This is a genomic window from Nocardioides sp. NBC_00850, assembly GCF_045207335.1.
Lineage (GTDB): Bacteria > Actinomycetota > Actinomycetes > Propionibacteriales > Nocardioidaceae > Nocardioides.
The window spans coordinates 5,585,182-5,598,398 of sequence record NZ_CP108845.1; the positions used below are offsets into that span (position 1 = coordinate 5,585,182).

At 70.5% G+C, this 13,217-nt stretch carries 14 protein-coding genes and 1 riboswitch; of the genes, 3 read left to right on the top strand and 11 right to left on the bottom strand.

The annotated features are described in order from the left end of the window. Window positions 1-6: 6 nt before the first annotated feature. From OH802_RS27150 to OH802_RS27160, 3 genes are read left to right on the top strand one after another with little or no spacing between them, the layout of a single operon-like run. Window positions 7-930, top strand: a complete 924-nt coding sequence (locus OH802_RS27150; RefSeq protein WP_406023483.1) for an alpha/beta fold hydrolase — start codon at window positions 7-9, stop codon at window positions 928-930. A 3-nt stretch (window positions 931-933) separates the two neighbouring features. Continuing rightward, window positions 934-1,599 (top strand): TetR/AcrR family transcriptional regulator, encoded by a 666-nt coding sequence (locus OH802_RS27155; RefSeq protein ID WP_406023484.1) that lies wholly within the window; start codon window positions 934-936, stop codon window positions 1,597-1,599. Window positions 1,600-1,632: 33 nt separating this feature from the next. Continuing rightward, on the top strand, window positions 1,633-2,622 hold the full coding sequence (locus OH802_RS27160) for a cytochrome c oxidase assembly protein (protein WP_406023485.1): 990 nt from the start codon (window positions 1,633-1,635) through the stop codon (window positions 2,620-2,622). Window positions 2,623-2,638: 16 nt separating this feature from the next. On the opposite strand, the gene OH802_RS27165 is transcribed toward OH802_RS27160, so the two are convergent. The 11 genes from OH802_RS27165 to OH802_RS27215 form a co-directional block, all read right to left on the bottom strand. Then, on the bottom strand, window positions 2,639-3,709 hold the full coding sequence (locus tag OH802_RS27165; protein ID WP_378829406.1) for an ABC transporter ATP-binding protein: 1,071 nt from the start codon (window positions 3,707-3,709) through the stop codon (window positions 2,639-2,641). Window positions 3,710-3,812: 103 nt separating this feature from the next. After that, window positions 3,813-5,534, bottom strand: coding sequence for a sulfatase-like hydrolase/transferase (locus OH802_RS27170; RefSeq protein WP_406023486.1), 1,722 nt, complete (start codon window positions 5,532-5,534; stop codon window positions 3,813-3,815). A gap of 133 nt (window positions 5,535-5,667) precedes the next feature. Continuing rightward, a complete protein-coding gene (locus tag OH802_RS27175; protein ID WP_406023487.1) occupies window positions 5,668-6,348 on the bottom strand; it encodes a DUF1707 domain-containing protein in 681 nt (226 codons plus the stop codon). A gap of 69 nt (window positions 6,349-6,417) precedes the next feature. Continuing rightward, window positions 6,418-7,098: a DUF1707 domain-containing protein gene (locus tag OH802_RS27180; RefSeq protein ID WP_406023488.1), complete on the bottom strand. Its 681-nt coding sequence runs from the start codon at window positions 7,096-7,098 to the stop codon at window positions 6,418-6,420. A gap of 190 nt (window positions 7,099-7,288) precedes the next feature. After that, window positions 7,289-8,977 carry a phosphomethylpyrimidine synthase ThiC gene (gene thiC, locus OH802_RS27185; protein ID WP_406023489.1) on the bottom strand — a complete coding sequence of 563 codons (1,689 nt, stop codon included), beginning with the start codon at window positions 8,975-8,977 and terminating at the stop codon, window positions 7,289-7,291. Window positions 8,978-8,986: 9 nt separating this feature from the next. Continuing rightward, window positions 8,987-9,760, bottom strand: coding sequence for a bifunctional hydroxymethylpyrimidine kinase/phosphomethylpyrimidine kinase (gene thiD, locus OH802_RS27190; RefSeq protein ID WP_406023490.1), 774 nt, complete (start codon window positions 9,758-9,760; stop codon window positions 8,987-8,989). Further along, window positions 9,757-10,389 (bottom strand): thiamine phosphate synthase, encoded by a 633-nt coding sequence (locus OH802_RS27195; RefSeq protein WP_406023491.1) that lies wholly within the window; start codon window positions 10,387-10,389, stop codon window positions 9,757-9,759. The genes thiD and OH802_RS27195 overlap by 4 nt, the downstream gene beginning before the upstream one ends. Next, window positions 10,386-11,153 (bottom strand): thiazole synthase, encoded by a 768-nt coding sequence (locus OH802_RS27200; protein ID WP_406023492.1) that lies wholly within the window; start codon window positions 11,151-11,153, stop codon window positions 10,386-10,388. Before OH802_RS27200 ends, OH802_RS27195 begins: the two co-directional genes overlap by 4 nt. Further along, a complete protein-coding gene (thiS, locus tag OH802_RS27205) occupies window positions 11,150-11,350 on the bottom strand; it encodes a sulfur carrier protein ThiS (protein WP_179656574.1) in 201 nt (66 codons plus the stop codon). Before thiS ends, OH802_RS27200 begins: the two co-directional genes overlap by 4 nt. After that, entirely contained in the window at window positions 11,347-12,387 is a 1,041-nt protein-coding gene (gene thiO, locus OH802_RS27210; protein ID WP_406023493.1) for a glycine oxidase ThiO, read from the bottom strand. Before thiO ends, thiS begins: the two co-directional genes overlap by 4 nt. Further along, window positions 12,387-12,992, bottom strand: coding sequence for a thiamine phosphate synthase (locus tag OH802_RS27215; RefSeq protein ID WP_406023494.1), 606 nt, complete (start codon window positions 12,990-12,992; stop codon window positions 12,387-12,389). The genes thiO and OH802_RS27215 overlap by 1 nt, the downstream gene beginning before the upstream one ends. Then, window positions 12,986-13,095, bottom strand: a riboswitch (TPP riboswitch). It overlaps the preceding gene by 7 nt. Between the last annotated feature and the right edge of the window lie 122 nt (window positions 13,096-13,217).

Sequence of the window (13,217 nt, forward strand, 5' to 3'; positions counted from 1 at the left end):
TTGCACATGACCACCGCCGCCGAGCCGACCGAGTCCACCGCCTTCCTCCCCGGAGGGGTCGAGCTGGCGTACGACACGTTCGGCAGTCCCAGCGCTGAACCGCTGCTGCTGATCATGGGGCTCGGCGGCCCGATGACCTGGTGGAACACCGAGCTGTGCGAGCAGCTGGCTCAGGCCGGGTTCTACGTGGTGCGTTACGACAACCGCGACATCGGCCACTCCTCGCCGCACCCGTCCGACGAGCGGATCACGCTCGCGAGGCTGGCCCGGGCGTTCGCGGGGCTGCCGACGCCGGCGCCGTACGCCATGGACGACCTCGCCGACGACGCCGCCGCGCTGCTGACCCATCTCGGCATCGACTCCGCGCACGTGTGGGGTGTGTCGATGGGCGGGATGATCGCCCAGACCCTCGCCATCCGCCACCCCGACCGGGTGCGCTCGGTCTGCTCGACGATGTCCACCACCGGCCGTCGCGGTGTCGGCTTCCAGCACCCGACCCTGCTGCCCGCGCTGGTCATCAAGAAGCCCGGTCTGGAGGGCTACATCGAGCGCCAGATCAAGGGCGGCCTCCAGATCGGCTCCCCCGGCTTCCCCGAGCCCGAGGACGAGGTGCGCCGTCGGGCGATCGACACCTGGAACCGCGGCGTCAGCGGGCCTGCCGTCGCGCGGCAGATGCTCGCCGTCCTCACCCAGCCCGACCGCACCGAGGACCTCGGGCGCGTCAAGGTCCCGTTCAGCGTGATCCACGGCCTGACCGACAAGATGGTCCACGTCTCCGGCGGCCGGGCGACCGCCGCGGCCGTTCCCGGCTCGGAGATCACCCTGTTCAAGGGCATGGGCCACGACCTGCCCCGACCACTGTGGCCGGCCTTCATCAAGGTCGTACGCCGCACGGCTGACCGAGCCGCCGACCGCACCGTCTCCGCGTAGCGGATGCGCGCCACGGTCCCCGAGGGCGAGTCGGGCTCGCTGCTCGCGAGGGCGCTCGCGGACGTCGCCGAGCCCATCGAGGACGAGGCGGTGACCGCGAAGCTCCTCGACGCCGCCGCGGAGCAGTTCCGCCAGATCGGGATCAGGCGCACCACCATGGAGGAGGTCGCGAACCGCGCCGGGGTCGCCCGGATCACCGTCTACCGCCGCTTCGCCAACAAGGACGCCCTGGTCGAGCAGGTCGTACGCCGCGAGTTCCGGCGCTACTTCGACCAGTTCGTGCTCGACATCGCCGATGCCGCCGACGCGGCCGAGCGCGTGGAGATCGGCTTCGCCAGCGCGATGCGGGCGATCCGCGGCAACCCGCTGATCGGGGGCCTGCTCACCGTCGAGACCGACTCGCTGGTGCACTCCATCGTCGGCGACGGCGGCCGCACCGTGGCCACGATCGCGCGCTTCGTCGCGGGCCAGCTGCGTCGCGAGCAGCGGGCCGGCAACGTACCTGCCGAGGTCGAGGTCGACCTCGTCGCCGAGCTGATGGTCCGCACCTCGACCTCGTTCCTGGTCACCCCGAGCGAGGTCGTCGACATCGACGACGAGGCGCAGCTGCGCGCGCTCGCCCGGCTGTTCCTGGTGCCGCTGATCGACCCCGGCAGCCGCCCGAAATAACCTTCGGCCTGGCCCCGGAGTTACCGTGAGACCATGCACGACCACGGCTCCCTGCCCCCGCTCGGTTGGTCCGAGTTCTTCACCACCTGGAGTCTCCAGCCCGGCTGGCTGCTCGCCGTGGTCATCCTCGCCGCGGGCTATCTCACGCTCCGCAACGCCGCCGGTCCGGCCTCCACGGTCAAGGGCTGGCGGGTGGCGTCGTTCCTGACCGGGCTCGGCCTGATGTACTTCGTGGTCGCCTCTGCCATCAACGGCTACGCGATGGCGCTGGCCTGGATGCACATGGTGCTCCACCTGACGCTGATCATGATCGTGCCCACGCTCCTGGTGCTCGGTCACCCGCTCACCGTCATCGCCGAGACCGGCCCGCGGGCCGAGCGGGCAATGCGCTCGCTCCCGGTCACCATCCTGATCCACCCGATCACCGGCACCCTGCTCTACTCGGTGGTCATCATCGGCACCCACCTGTCCGGGTTCATGGACTCGATGGCACAGAGCACCTCGCTGATGGTCGGCGAGCAGGTGCTCTACGTCGTCGCCGGCTTCCTCTTCCTCACCGGCGCGATCGGCGAGGAGAAGGTACGCACCGACCTGCCCTACCTGGGCCGGATCGCGCTCCTCGTCGTCGGGATGGTGCCCGACACGATCGTGGGGATCGTGATGCTGCAGACCGAGCGCGACCTCTACCCGGTCTACTCCGGCGCCCGGCCCGAGTGGGCGCTCGACGCGGTCAAGGACATCCAGACCGCCGGCGGCCTGATGTGGGCCGGCGGCGACGGCGGCATGATGCTGCTCGCCATCGGCCTGGTCATCGCCGTCGTCTCCTCACCGGTGCGGCGGGCCAAGATGACCGGCCGCTTCCTCGATGGCGTACGCAGCAGCCGGCTCGCCGAGGAGAGCGCCCGGGGCTCTGCCAACCATGCGACGGAGGGCCCCGCCGAGCCGGGATCCGTGGATCCCGACAGCGACGAGGCCCTCGATGCCTACAACGCGATGCTGGCTCGGATGAACCAGCAGCACTGAGTGCGTCGGTTGGCGGTCAGTTGACGCGCAGGCCCGACTCGGTGTCGAAGACGTGGACGTCCTCGGGGTCGGTGGTGACGTAGATCGTGTCGCCCTTGCTGACGTGGTCCTTGGAGGAGACCCGGACGATCAGGGTCGACGGAACACCCTCGACGTCGCTGGTGCCGTAGACGTAGGAGTCGGAGCCGAGCTCCTCCACGACGGTCACCTGGACCGGCAGCCCGCCCTGGCCCTCGCCGATGACCCGGAAGCTCTCCGGGCGCACGCCGATGGTGATCTGCGTGGGCATGTCGGTGGCGCCGACGGGGACGACGTACTCCCCGATCTTGGCGCCGCCGTCGGCGGCGGTGGCCTTGATGAGGTTCATCTGCGGCGAGCCGATGAAGCCGGCGACGAAGAGGTTGACCGGCTTGCGGTAGAGCTCGAGCGGGGTGGCTACCTGCTGCAGCTCACCGTTGTTCATCACCGCGACGCGGTCGCCCATCGTCATCGCCTCGACCTGGTCGTGGGTGACGTAGACGGTGGTGATGCCGAGGTCGGCCTGGAGCTTGGCGATGTCGGTGCGGGTCTGCACGCGCATCTTGGCGTCGAGGTTGGAGAGCGGCTCGTCCATGCAGAAGACCTGCGGCTGGCGGACGATCGCACGGCCCATGGCGACGCGCTGGCGCTGACCGCCGGAGAGCGCCTTCGGCTTGCGGTCGAGGTAGTCGGTCAGGCCCAGGGTCTTGGCGGCGTCGGCGACGAGCTTGTCACGCTCGGCCTTCGGGACCTTGGCCATCTTCAGCGAGAACGCCATGTTCTCGGCGACGCTCATGTGCGGGTAGAGCGCGTAGTTCTGGAAGACCATCGCGATGTCGCGGTCCTTGGGCGCCACGTTGGTGACCTCGCGGTCGCCGATCTTGATGGCGCCCGAGTTGACCTCCTCCAGCCCGGCGAGCATGCGCAGGGTGGTGGTCTTGCCGCATCCGGACGGGCCGACGAGCACCATGAACTCGCCGTCCTGGATCTCGAGGTCGATGCCCTTGACCGCGGGCTCGTTCGCGCCCGCGTACCAACGCTGCGCCTTCTCGAATGTAACTGTTGCCATGATTCCGTTGTCTCCTTCACCGGCAGGTACGTGCCGGACGATCCGTTGTGAAGTGACCGAGGACACATTTCCTCGGCGGAGACACCATAGCCCAGATCAGTTATCAGCGGGTCAAAGCCCGGCACACAGCTGGTGCGCAACCCTCGTAGGCGTTCAATCTGCGCATCAGGTCACGGGCGTACGGCTTCGCGTGGTCCTCGGCGAAGACGTTGCGGTCCTCCCACGGTCGGTCGTAGCGGTAGAGCTCGTAGGCGTAGTCGGTGCCCTTCCAGGACTTGTCCAGGTCGAACCGGACCAGCAGCCCCTGCGAGCCGCGCACGCCGATGTAGGACGGGATGATGTCGATGGTGCCGCCCGAGCCGCTGTCGAGGTCGACCTCGCCGGGATGCGACTTGGCGTAGGTGTGCTCGAAGAAGGCGTACCGCCCACCCGGAAGCCGCGGCCGGCTCAGGGTCTCCGCGAACGAGCTCCCGGAGACGTAGGACGGGGTCGGCGCACCGGCGATGTCGAGGAAGGTCGGCGCGAGGTCGATGTTGTTGACGAACTGGCTGCGCTTGCCCGGCACCACGTCCGGGCCGACGACGACCATGGGCACGCGGGTGTCGGAATCGTACGGCGCACCCTTGCCGCCGTTGAGCTGGTGCTGGCCGAGGTGGAAGCCGTTGTCGGAGGTCAGCACGATGTAGGTGTCATCGCCGGCGGCCTCGCGCACCTGGGCGATCATCCGGTCGATCGACTGCACCATCCGGGCGCGGTCGCGATACTGGCTCAGCGCGGTCTCGTCGCTCAGCGAGACCTTGTTGGTGCGCCAGGCGGGAGCCTGCGACGTACGTCCTCCGCGGCCGAGGTAGGTGGGCGCGTTGTCCCAGCGGTCGTCGCCGTAGCCGACCAGGTCCTTCAGCGTCAGGTCGGCGCACTCGACCCGGCCGCAGTTGCCGCCCGCGGGGTCGCCGGCGGGCGCCTGGTCGGCGAACGCGGGCGGGAACCAGGTGTCCAGGCCCGGGTAGTGGTGGCCGAGGCGCGAGTGGGGCCCGTAGGCGGCGATCTCGAGGAAGTAGGGCTTCTCGTCGTCGCGGTGCCCCTGGATGAAGTCCAGGGCGTAGTCACGGGTGACGTTGGTGGCGTACCCGGCGTCCTTGACAGCCGGGCCGGCCGAGGTCGGCGGCCGCGGATGGTTGCGCAGCTGCACCGCGCCGTTGCCGTCGAGGAAGGTGCTCTGGTAGCCCCAGCCGCCGTACGCGCCGCCGAGGAGTGCGTTCCAGGAGTCCCAGCCGGGCACCTTGGGCGGCGGCACGCGCTTGCCGTCGGCTCCGATGGTGGCCTCGTAGGCGTTGATGTACTTCCCCACGAAACCGGTCGTGTAGCCGGCCTCCTGGAGCCCGATGCTGAACTGCTTCTCGACGTTGCCGTAGCGCTGGAACGCCGACCATCCGCCGACCGGGTGCTCCGGGTCGTTCTGGGTGTTGGTGAGGACCTTGGTGTGGTGCGGGGTCTGCCCGGTCAGCAGCGCCGCGCGCGAGGGGCAGCAGAGCGAGTCGATGACGAAGGAGTTCTGGTACGTCGCGCCCTCGGCCGCCATCCTGGTCGCCTCCGGCATCGTGCGGAGCAGCTCCAGGGAGAAGTCGTCCATCAGGATCAGGACCATGTTGGGGCGCTCGTCGGTCGTCGCGGCCAGCTCCGCCGCGTCCTCGACCGGTGCGGCCGACGGGTCGGCGGCGGCAGAGCCGGCAGCGACGGTCTTCGGGCCGAGGACCAGGAGTCCGGCGATCAGGGCCACGACGGCCAGGAGTGCGGCGCCCAGCAGTGCGCTCCACTTCGGCTTCATCCCGAGACTCCTTTGTCTAGTATCTAACTGCACTATATCTGGTTCAGGCGAGGTTAGTGCCTCATTTCCAGGCACGACAAAATGGGTCCGCAGAGCGGACCCAAGGGGCGTGCACAGCCCCGAGTTGGTGCTGCTAGTGCAGCTCGTGCGGCGGCGGCATCTTCAGATGCCTGGAGCCCTTCGCTTCCTTCAGCGGCTTGCGGATGACGGTGACGCCACCCATCAGCGCCAGGCCCTTGACCCGCAACACGGGACCGCCGGTCGGCTCGATCCCGCGCGGACCGACGTAGCCGCCCATGATCCCGACTCCCTGCATCACGACCTGGACATCGGGGCCGACGGTGATGTTGACCCCGCCCATGATCGCGTTGGCGTAGATCACGGTCTCCTGCGCGGAGAACTGCGCCTGGCGCATGTCGAGCTCGGCGCCGCCCATCAGGGCGATCACGTTGCCGGTCGCCGGCACCGTCCAGACGCCGCGCCGGTCGACGCCGCTCATGATCGCGACGTAGAGCTGGCTCTCGATCGGATTGGCTGCGAAGACGGCGGGGCTGTTCGTGGTGGCGGGCTTGGACACCGGGACCGGCGGCGCCGGGGTGCCCGCGGCCGGCAGGTCGACGGTGATCGGGATCAGGTCGGCGTACGTCTTGGCCTTGAAGGTCGCCTCGAGGCGGTCGTCGAGCTCGTCGATCTCCAGGCGGCCCTCGCCTGCGGCCTCGCGCAGGATGTCGGCCACCTTGTGGCGGTCGGCATCGCTGATCCGCAGATTCGGATCAGGATTCTGGCCGCGAAATGGCTCGGGGGTCGTTCCCATGGGGCGAATGGTAGTGGGGGTCTCGCAGGCGTGCCTCAACACTGTGAAATTTGCTGGCCCTGATGGCATTCACTCCAGGCCGAGGTGTTGCCTCAGTGTGCGCTTCGGGCCGCGCGGACCCCGCCGTTTGACGGTCACGTCGCCGAGCACCGCGAGACCCCGCACCCGCACCACCGGCGAGTCCGCGGTGAGCGCCTCGGGCACCTTGTCCGACGGCTCCTTGAAGTCGCCGAGGACGCCGTTGCCCTCCACGATCACGTGCACGTTCGGTGGGACGGTGACCTTCACGCTGCCCAGGACGGAGGTCGCGTTGATGACCACCTCACGGGCTGAGTAGTGCGCCTCGCGGAGGTCGATGTTGGCGTCGCCCAGCACCGCGTTGACCGAGAACTGCTGGGGAACCACCCACACGCCCTTGCGCTCGACGTTGCTCAGGAACGCGCTGGCGCTGTCGCTCGCCGCGCCCTCGCCGTAGACGACGGGCACCGCGCCGGCGGCCGGCGCCGCGGCCAGTGGGGGTGACAGTACCGGCGCCTGCCCCGCAACCGGCAGGTCCTGCGTGATCGGCTCCAGGTCGGCGTACGTCTTGGCCTTGTAGGTCTCCTCGAGCCGCTCCTCGAGCTCGTCGATGTCCAGGCGGCCCTCGCCGGCAGCCTCGCGCAGGATGTCGGCCACCGCGTGGCGGTCGGCATCGCTGACGCGCAGGTCGGCTCGGCGGGGCTGGCCGGGTTGCGGTTCAGGGAGTCCCATGGTCCTGAATGCTATCGGCGTACGTGTCGCCCGTCTCTCAGGTTCAACCCTGAGGCTCTGCACAGACAGATCGACGCGGGGCACGGCTCGGAGGGACTTCCCAGGGTCGTCGAGAGCCTGCGCGCCGACGGGTAGCGCTGGGGCGACGGTGCCCTGGCCGCCGGTCGGCCAGGGCACCGTCGATTTCGGTTCAGTCGGCGAGCGGGAGATACACGCGGCTCCCCGCGGCCGCGAACTCCTTCGACTTCTCCAGCATGCCCGCCTCGATCTCCTCGGGGGACGCGCCGTTCTCGCCGCCGAAGCGGTCGCGTACGTCCTGGCTGATCTTCATCGAGCAGAACTTCGGGCCGCACATGGAGCAGAAGTGGGCGGTCTTGGCGTTCTCGGCCGGCAGGGTCTCGTCGTGGAAGCTCTCCGCGGTGACCGGGTCCAGCGAGAGGGCGAACTGGTCGCGCCAGCGGAACTCGAAGCGAGCCTTGGAGAGCGCGTCGTCGTGGTCGCGGGCGCCGGGGTGGCCCTTGGCGATGTCGGCGGCGTGGGCGGCGAGCTTGTAGGTGATCACGCCCGTCTTCACGTCGTCCCTGTCCGGCAGGCCGAGGTGCTCCTTGGGGGTGACGTAGCAGAGCATCGCCGTGCCGTGCATCGCGATCGTGGCCGCGCCGATGGCGCTGGTGATGTGGTCGTAGCCGGGCGCGATGTCGGTGGCGAGCGGACCGAGCGTGTAGAACGGCGCCCCGTGGCACCACTCCTGCTGGAGGTCGACGTTCTCCTTCACCAGGTTGAGCGGGACGTGGCCGGGGCCCTCGACCATGACCTGTACGTCGTGCTCCCAGGCCCTCTCGGTCAGCTCGGCCAGCGTCCGCAGCTCGCTGAGCTGGGCCTCGTCGTTGGCGTCGGCGGTGGAGCCCGGGCGGAGCCCGTCGCCGAGGGAGAAGGCGACGTCGTACTGCTTGAAGATCTCGCAGAGCTCGTCGAAATGGGTGTAGAGGAAGCTCTCCTGGTGGTGCGCGAGACACCAGCCGGCCATGATCGAGCCGCCTCGGGACACGATGCCGGTGACGCGGTTCGCGGTGAGCGGGACGTATCTCAGCAGGACCCCCGCATGGATCGTCATGTAGTCGACGCCCTGCTCGGCCTGCTCGATGACGGTGTCCCGGAACACCTCCCAGGTCAGCTTGTCGGCCTCGCCGTTGACCTTCTCCAGGGCCTGGTAGATCGGGACGGTGCCGATCGGGACGGGTGAGTTGCGCAGGATCCACTCTCGGGTGGTGTGAATGTCGTCGCCGGTGCTCAGGTCCATCACCGTGTCCGCGCCCCAGGTGATCGCGTGGGTGAGCTTGTCGACCTCCTCCGCGATGCTGCTGGTGACCGCGGAGTTGCCGATGTTGGCGTTGATCTTCACCAGGAAGCGCTTCCCGATGATCATCGGCTCGGACTCGGGGTGGTTGACGTTGTTCGGGATGATCGCCCGGCCCGCCGCCACCTCCTCGCGGACCAGCTCGGGGTCGCAGCTCTCCCGCACCGCGACGTAGGCCATCTCCTTGGTGATGATGCCCTGGCGCGCGTAGTGCATCTGGGTCACGTTCTCGCCCCTGCGCGGCGGCAGGCGCTCGCCCTGCCACTCCTGGGTGGCTTCGCCGCGCCGCACCGCGGTCTTGCCGTTGTCCCGGAGGTCCGTCGGGCGTCCTTCGTACTGCTCGGTGTCCCCGCGCTCCTCGATCCATTCGAGGCGGCGGGGCGGAAGGCCCTGCTCCGGCTGCGAGCCAGGGCCTTCCGTGCAGTAGCGGTCGAAGGTCTCGCCGTTGGTTAGCGCGACCCGGGTCACCGGGACCTTCAGGTCGCCGATCTCGAGGCGGGTGTGGGCGGGGTGGACGGTCATACGGTCTCCTCAGGTGTTCAGGTGGGCGATCGGTCCTCGGCCGCGGCCGAGGGTCCAGTGCTGGCTTCTGGTGAGCTGTCGGGTGACGTACGCCGCGGCCCGCTCGGCCGCTTCTCGCAGCGTCCCTCCGTGGGCGAGGTGGGCGGCCAGGGCCGAGCTGTAGGTGCAGCCGGTGCCGTGGTCGTTCTTGGTCGGGACGGCAGGGTGGGTGAGCGGGATCGGCGGTCTCCCCGGCTCGGCGAGCCAGTCCGTGCACGTCCCGGTTGCCTCCGGATCGCCGCCGGTGACGATCACGGCCGGCTTCAAACCGGCCAGCTCCCTGGCCAGCTCCTCGGGCGACCCGTCGTGCCCGGCCAGGGCCAGGGCCTCGTCCAGGTTGGGGGTGACGACGGTGGCGACGGGGAGCAGGTGGTCGAGGTAGGCGCGGCGTACGTCCTCCCCGCCGAGCACCGCACCGGAGGTGGCGACCAGGACGGGGTCGACGACGAGCGGCCGGCCGGCGCAGAGGCACGCGACGAGCTCGACCGCCGCGGCGCTGCCGAGCATGCCGGTCTTGACCGCCGCGACCGGGAGGTCGTCGAAGACGGCGTGGAGCTGGGCCTCGACGGTGGCGATCGGGACGGCGTGGATGTCGCTGACCCCGGTCGTGTCCTGGGCGGTGACGGCGGTGATCACACAGGCTCCGTGGACCCCGAGCGCGGCGAAGGTGGCCAGATCGGCCGCTGTGCCCGCCGCTCCCCCGGAGTCGGTGCCCGCGATGGTGAGTGCGACCGGCGGGTTCATGACGTCACCGCCGTCGTGTCGAGGGCGGCCAGCAGGTCTCGTACGACCTCGGCCGGCTCCTCCGCACGCATCACCGCGCCCATCACGGCCACCCCGTGGGCCCCGGCCGCCACCGCCGCGGCGGCGTTGTCCGGGGTGATCCCGCCCAGGGCGTACGTCGGGAGCGGCAGGTCAGCGAACGCCCCCGGCCCGAGCGGCGGCCCATAGCCGGGCTTGGACTCGGTCAACGCGTAGGGGCTCAGCATCGCGTAGTCGAACCCCTCCTCGGCGGCTCGGGCGACCTCGGTGGGGCTGTGGCAGCTGCGGCCGCTGGGGTAACACGGTGTTACAACGGGTAGCAGCGTGCTGCAGCCCGCTGCTACCCGAGCGGACACCGTGTTACCCCCGGTGGCGGCGAGCTGCACCCCCGCCGCTCCGGGCAGCGGGCCGTGGGCGGCGATGACCACCAGGCCCAGCTCGGTCGCTGCCGAGGCCAGCCTCGCGCGCTGCTCGGCGGGCTCGTCGAGCTCGCGGAGCACCACATGGGTCAGGCCTGCCTCCGCACACTCGGCCAGGGTCGGGAGCAGGCCGCGGCCGAGGCGGAGCTGGGAGCGGTCGGTGAGGACGAGCAGTCGCGGCAATTCGCTCATGCGATCCGGCCCTCCATCGGAGACGACGCCCTGGCGACCGCTTGGCGTGGGATCCGGCCCGCGGCGCGGGCGGTGTGCCCGGCCTCGACGGCCAGGCGCAGCGCGCGAGCCATCCCGACCGGGTCGTCGGCGCGGGTCACTGCGGTGGCCGCGAGGACCGCGGAGCAGCCGAGCTCCATCGCCAAGGCCGCGTCCGAGGCCGTCCCGACCCCAGCGTCAAGCACGACGGGCACGGACACAGCGGCGACGACAGCCTCGATCGCGTACGGGTTCAGCAGCCCCAGCCCCGACCCGATCGGCGAGCCGAGCGGCATCACCGCCGCGCAGCCGGCGTCCTCGAGCCGGCGGGCCAGGACGGGGTCGTCGGTGGCGTACGGAAGGACCGTGAAGCCCTTGCGCACCAGCTGCTCGGCAGCCTCGACGAGCTCGACGGCGTCGGGCATCAGCGAGGTCTCGTCGCCGATCACCTCCAGCTTGACCCAGTCGGTCTCCAGCGCCTCGCGGGCGAGCTCGGCGGTCAGCACCGCCTCGCGTGCCGAGAGGCAGCCCGCGGTGTTGGGCAGGATCGGCACCTTCGCCGCGCGCAGCGTCTCGAGCAGCCCGCCGGAAGCCGTCGAGGACGTACGCCGCATCGAGACCGTCACCAGACCGGGCTCGGCCGCGTCGATGACGTCGGGGAGCAGGGCCAGGTTGGGCAGGCCACCCGTGCCGAGGAAGAGGCGTGAGGACAGCTCAAGCCCGGCGATCTTCAGGATGTTGCTCATCCGCCCTGCACCGCCGTCACGATCTCGACGACGTGACCGTCCTGGAGCTGCCATCGCGCCCAGTCGTCGCGCGGCACGATCTCCTCGTCGACGGCGACGGCGATGCCGCTCGGCCGCCGGTCGCCGGTCCTGGCCTCGAGCAGGTCCGCGACGGTGCCGCTGACCTCCGTCGGCTCGCTGTTCACGGTGATCTTCATCCGTCCTCCTTCATCAGGAACCGACGCGGATCGACCGCGGGCTCCACTGACCCTGTCTCGATGTGATCGGCCACCAGCTGCGCGATGAGCGGCGCCAGCAGGACCCCGTTGCGATAGGCACCCGCGGCGAGCACGACGCCCGGCTCGTGGGTCGGGCCGACCAGGGGGAGGTTGTCGGCGGTCCCCGGGCGGTCCCGCGAGGTCACCTCCACCACGCTCGCGCGGTCGAGCGCCGGCACCACCCGGCGGGCGGAGTCGAGCAGCCGCCACACGCCCTCGACGGTCGGCAGCAGCGGACCGTCGCGCTCCTCGGTGGTGGCCCCGATGACCACCTCATCGCCGTCGATCCGCGGCACCACGTAGATCTGCTCGCCGTGCGCCCAAGCCCGTACCGTCCGCTCCACCGGTTCCTGCGTCCGCACCCGCACGACGTCCCCGCGCACCGGGCGGATGAGGGAGGAGTACGGATCGGGGAGCTGGGCGCCGGTCGCGATGACGGTGACCGTGTTGGTCTCGACACCGGCTCGCTGGCGCTCGCCGGGTCTGAACGAAGTGGCCCCGACCCGCGTGGACAACCGATCGAGCAGGGCCGCGACGACCGCACGCGGGTCGACCGAGTGGTCCTCGGCGAGGAAGGCCCCACCGGCGACCCGGCCGAGCCCGGGTTCACGGGCGAGCAGCTCGCGCCGTACGAGTCTCTCGTAGGAGACCCCGGCGAGATCGAGCACCGAGAGCTGCCGCTCGACCTGCTGGACGTCCCCGGCATCGACACCGACCAGCAGGGTCCCGCGGGTGTGCACGGGCACCCCGAGCTTGGCGGCGAGGTCGGGCCAGAGCGCGAGGGAGGACAGGCAGAGCCGGGTCAGTTCCTCCTCGCCGTGCCAGGCCTCACCGGCCGGGCTGAGCATGCCGGCTGCGGCGTACGACGCCCCCGAGCCCGGCGCCGGATCGACCACGGTGACCTGGTGCCCGCGACGGATCAGCTCGTCGGCCACGGACAGCCCGACGATCCCGGCACCGAGGATCCGCGCGCGCATCAGCCGGCCGCTTCCACGAGCTCCTTCGCGGCGTGAAGTGGGTCGGGTTGTCGCCAGAGTCCGCCGATCACGGCGACCCCGTGGGCGCCTGCGGCGCGTACGGCACCGGCGGAAGCGGTCGAGATCCCGCCGATCGCGATCAGCGGGAGGACACCGGCAGCGTCGGAGACCGCGGAGACCCCCAGCGGATCGGGAAGCCCGGCCTTGGAGGTGGTGGCGAAGACCGGCCCGAAGCCGGCGTAGTCCGCGCCCTCGGCAGCGGCCGCCTCGACCGCGGCACGGTCCCGGCATGTCGCGCCGATCACCAGCCCCGGCGCGACCGCGTCGGCGATCCGCCGGGCCTCGGCGAGCGGAAGGTCGGAGGCCCCGAGGTGGACGCCGTGCGCACCGGACGCGAGCGCCACGTCGAGCCGGTCGTCGACGACCACACAGGCCTCGTACGCCCCCACCCGCTCGATCACCGCCGCCGTCAGCGCGAGCAGCTCCCGGGTGGTCGCGGACTTGTCGCGGACCTGGAATCCGGCGACACCGGCCTCGGCGAAGGCGGGCAGCAGGGCGAGGTCATCGCTCGATGAGACGAGGCAGAAAATACGTGGAAGAAGCACAACCAATCACTTCCTTCGCCGGCATGATCCGGATCAGGTGTAACGGTCGGAGCGGCCTTAGCTCCCTCTCAGCCCGCTGCCGCGGACTCCCGTGTGGACGTCTCCGACCATAGCGCGCACCACCGAGAACCCCCCAGCCCTAGGCCCATCCAGCGGGATACCTCTGGTAGGTCGAGATCCGCGGCGCCGTCGCCCCGTCGCCCCTGACCCCCGCGACGAGCCGAT

Bases quoted from the DNA above. Each gene is read 5' to 3' on its own strand.
- OH802_RS27180 (WP_406023488.1), bottom strand. From the start codon at position 7,098: ATGGGACTCCCTGAACCGCAACCCGGCCAGCCCCGCCGAGCCGACCTG.
- OH802_RS27195 (WP_406023491.1), bottom strand. From the start codon at position 10,389: ATGAGCGAATTGCCGCGACTGCTCGTCCTCACCGACCGCTCCCAGCTC.
- OH802_RS27150 (WP_406023483.1), top strand. From the start codon at position 7: ATGACCACCGCCGCCGAGCCGACCGAGTCCACCGCCTTCCTCCCCGGA.
- OH802_RS27200 (WP_406023492.1), bottom strand. From the start codon at position 11,153: ATGAGCAACATCCTGAAGATCGCCGGGCTTGAGCTGTCCTCACGCCTC.
- OH802_RS27170 (WP_406023486.1), bottom strand. From the start codon at position 5,534: ATGAAGCCGAAGTGGAGCGCACTGCTGGGCGCCGCACTCCTGGCCGTC.
- OH802_RS27155 (WP_406023484.1), top strand. From the start codon at position 934: ATGCGCGCCACGGTCCCCGAGGGCGAGTCGGGCTCGCTGCTCGCGAGG.
- OH802_RS27165 (WP_378829406.1), bottom strand. From the start codon at position 3,709: ATGGCAACAGTTACATTCGAGAAGGCGCAGCGTTGGTACGCGGGCGCG.
- OH802_RS27175 (WP_406023487.1), bottom strand. From the start codon at position 6,348: ATGGGAACGACCCCCGAGCCATTTCGCGGCCAGAATCCTGATCCGAAT.
- thiC (WP_406023489.1), bottom strand. From the start codon at position 8,977: ATGACCGTCCACCCCGCCCACACCCGCCTCGAGATCGGCGACCTGAAG.
- thiO (WP_406023493.1), bottom strand. From the start codon at position 12,387: ATGCGCGCGCGGATCCTCGGTGCCGGGATCGTCGGGCTGTCCGTGGCC.
- OH802_RS27160 (WP_406023485.1), top strand. From the start codon at position 1,633: ATGCACGACCACGGCTCCCTGCCCCCGCTCGGTTGGTCCGAGTTCTTC.
- thiS (WP_179656574.1), bottom strand. From the start codon at position 11,350: ATGAAGATCACCGTGAACAGCGAGCCGACGGAGGTCAGCGGCACCGTC.
- thiD (WP_406023490.1), bottom strand. From the start codon at position 9,760: ATGAACCCGCCGGTCGCACTCACCATCGCGGGCACCGACTCCGGGGGA.